The following is a 2,881-nucleotide window of genomic DNA, read 5'->3' as shown; positions in this document are numbered from 1 at the left end:
CGGCAGAGGCATCACCAGTAGAGCCTCAGCCGAGCATGGCTCGGCTCTACAGGAGCCGTCCGGCGCTACAGATTTTCCGCTGACGGCCGACAACGGGATATCCCCTCCCCTTGTCTGCCCCCATGCTTATCATCGTCGGCCTGCTCGTTGTCATTTTCGCTGTCCTGGGCGGCTACGTCGGTGCGCACGGGCGCTTGGCCGCGCTGTGGCAGCCCTACGAACTGGTCATCATCGGTGGTGCCGCCCTCGGTGCTTTCCTGATCGCCACGCCGCTCAAGACCGTCAAGCAGACCCTGCGGGCAACCGTCAGCGTGTTCAAAGGCCCGCAGTACAAGCGCCAGGACTACCTGGACGTGCTCAGCCTGCTCTACGAACTGCTCAACAAAGCGCGCCGTGAAGGCTTCATGGCGCTGGAAGACCATGTCGAGAATCCGCAGGACAGCGCGGTGTTCGCCAACTACCCGAAGGTGCTGGCCGACCACCATCTGCTTGACTTCATCACCGACTGCCTGCGCCTGATGATCGGCTCCAACATCGAGCCGCATGAGCTGGAACCGCTGCTGGAGCTGGAGCTGGAAAAGCACCACCACGAGGCGATGGAACCGGCCCACGTGCTCAACAAGGTCGCCGATGGCCTGCCCGGCTTCGGCATCGTCGCCGCGGTGCTGGGCATCGTCATCACCATGGGCTCGATCGGCGGTGACATCAAGGAAGTGGGCGCGCACGTGGCTGGCGCGCTGGTTGGTACCTTCCTCGGCATCCTGCTCGGCTACGGCTTCGTCGGCCCGCTGGCCGCGGCGATGGAAGCACGCGCCGAACAGGACGCCCGCATCTATGAATCGGTGAAGACCGCACTGCTGGCCTGCCTGCGTGGCTACAACCCGAAGATCGCGCTGGAGTTCGCCCGCAAGACCGTGCCCTCGGCACTGCGGCCGGGTTTCAGCGAGTTCGAACAGCACCTGAAGTCGGTCAAGTAAGGCGCGCGCCATGACCGAGAGCAAACCCACGGTAATCGTTCGCCGGGTGAAGAAAATCCAGGGTGGCGGCCACCACGGCGGTTCGTGGAAGGTGGCCTACGCCGACTTCGTCACCGCGATGATGGCCTTCTTCCTGGTGCTGTGGCTGATGGCCGCCACCACCAAGCCCGAGCGCGCGGCGATCTCCGAATACTTCCGCAACCCCAGCCCCTTGAGCGGCACCAGCAGCACGCCAGCTCCGGGCATGGCCGGCCCCGGCGGCGCCAGCACCTCGATGATCAAGCTCGGTGGCGCCACCGATGTCTCGCGCGGCAACAGCAATGACCCGTTCCAGAACCAGCAGGAAGCGGTGCCCACGCCGGTGCAGGAGCGCGAGCGCGACAAGCAGCGGCTGGAAGCACTGAAGCAGGAGCTGCAGGAAGCGATCAGCAAGAGCCAGGCGCTGGAGCCGTTCAAGGACCAGCTGCTGCTGGACATCACCCCGGAAGGCCTGCGCATCCAGATCGTGGACAAGCAGAACCGGCCGATGTTCGACCTCGGCAGCGCGCGCCTGATGCCGTATACGCAGACCATCCTGGTGGAGCTGTCGCGCTACATCAACCAGGTGCCCAACCACATCAGCCTCACCGGCCATACCGACACCACCGCCTATTCCACCCAGCTGGGTTACGGCAACTGGGAGCTGAGTGCAGACCGCGCCAATGCCGCACGGCGTGCGCTGCTGGAAGGCGGCATGGACCCGGCCAAGGTGGCGCGGGTGGTCGGATTGGCGTCCTCGGTGCTGTTCGACAAGGCCAATCCACAGAACCCGATCAACCGCCGCATCAGCATCGTGGTGATGAGCCAGGAAGCCGAGGCGGCAGCACTGAACCAGGCCGACAGCCTGCCGGTGCCGGTGACCGCCGTCGTCCCGGCAGCCACTGCAGCGGCCCCGGCTGATGGCGTCAGCGACGGCCCCGGCTGAGCCCTGTTCCGGCAGCAGGGCCCCGCTGCGCCTACAATGGGCATCGTTTTCCTTTTAGCCGAACAACATGTCCAAGCTCTCCAAAGCCAAGCGCGACAAGCGCAAGAAGCAGGCCCCGCGCCGCCCGTTCGCCCGCCTGAACGCCCAGCAGCAGGTGCAGAACCACGCCGTGCTGGTCAACGAAGAAGGCCAGGTCGTGGCCGCCATCGGCCTGCAGGGTAATGAGTGGCTGCTGGCCATCGGCGGCCAGACCATGGGCAATGCCGACAACCCGGTGCCGATGCTGGCCATGCTCAAGCACCTGGCCAATGTGCAGGAGAAGGAAGGCCGCAAGGTCACCCTGGAGTACTCCGCAGCGCTGCAGCAGATGATCGACGACCTGGCCGCCGACGAAGGCAAGACCGCCGACGATTACCTGGCCGGCCTGGTATCCGAATTCGAAGGCATCGAGGGCGAGGAAGCCACTGAGGCAGTTGCTGATGACGCCGCGGAAGAGACCATCGCCATCGCCGAAGAAGTACCGGCTGACGACAAGTCCAAGGCCTGAGTCCAGGGCCGAACGTGACGGTCTATATCGACGATGCAGTACATCCCTGGCGCGGTGAGCGCTGGGCGCATCTGATGGCCGACACCTTGCCCGAGCTGCATGCGCTGGCGCAGCAGCTCGGGATTCCGCGCAGGGCCTTCCAGAACCGCCCCAGCGGCGTGCACTACGACGTGCCGGCACCGCTGCGTGAGCAGGCCATCGTGCTCGGCGCGCAGGCGATATCACGGCATACCGACCGCGCGCAGATGCGCCGGGTGATCGCCAATGCGCGGGCGTTGTACCAGCAGGATTAAAAGGTGAACCTGTAGTGGGGGGGGGGGGGGGGGGGGGGGGGGGGGGGGGGGGGGGGCGGCGGGGCGGGCGGGGGGGCCGGGGGAGGCGGGGGGGGAGGGG

4 protein-coding genes are annotated in these 2,881 nt (G+C 66.1%); all 4 read left to right on the top strand.

The annotated features are described in order from the left end of the window. Positions 1 to 122: 122 nt before the first annotated feature. The 4 genes from motA to ACVOLI_RS20380 all read left to right on the top strand — a co-directional run bounded on the left by motA (position 123) and on the right by ACVOLI_RS20380 (position 2,781). Positions 123 to 977: a flagellar motor stator protein MotA gene (motA, locus tag ACVOLI_RS20395; RefSeq protein WP_282273324.1), complete on the top strand. Its 855-nt coding sequence runs from the start codon at positions 123 to 125 to the stop codon at positions 975 to 977. Positions 978 to 987: 10 nt separating this feature from the next. After that, the gene (gene motB / locus ACVOLI_RS20390) at positions 988 to 1,941 is read left to right on the top strand and encodes a flagellar motor protein MotB (protein WP_481615773.1); all 954 of its coding nucleotides are present in this window, start codon (positions 988 to 990) and stop codon (positions 1,939 to 1,941) included. 67 nt (positions 1,942 to 2,008) lie between these two features. Continuing rightward, entirely contained in the window at positions 2,009 to 2,488 is a 480-nt protein-coding gene (locus ACVOLI_RS20385; protein ID WP_481615772.1) for a hypothetical protein, read from the top strand. A gap of 14 nt (positions 2,489 to 2,502) precedes the next feature. Further along, positions 2,503 to 2,781 (top strand): DUF4031 domain-containing protein, encoded by a 279-nt coding sequence (locus ACVOLI_RS20380; RefSeq protein WP_481615771.1) that lies wholly within the window; start codon positions 2,503 to 2,505, stop codon positions 2,779 to 2,781. Positions 2,782 to 2,881: the final 100 nt, after the last annotated feature.

The sequence above is a fragment of the Stenotrophomonas sp. STEN029 genome (genome assembly GCF_056760015.1).
The sequence above is the reverse complement of the archived record's forward strand: the minus strand, read 5'-3'. Positions and strand labels throughout refer to the sequence as shown.

Coding starts and splice junctions, on each gene's coding strand:
- ACVOLI_RS20385 (WP_481615772.1), top strand. CDS start 2,009: ATGTCCAAGCTCTCCAAAGCCAAGCGCGACAAGCGCAAGAAGCAGGCC.
- motB (WP_481615773.1), top strand. CDS start 988: ATGACCGAGAGCAAACCCACGGTAATCGTTCGCCGGGTGAAGAAAATC.
- motA (WP_282273324.1), top strand. CDS start 123: ATGCTTATCATCGTCGGCCTGCTCGTTGTCATTTTCGCTGTCCTGGGC.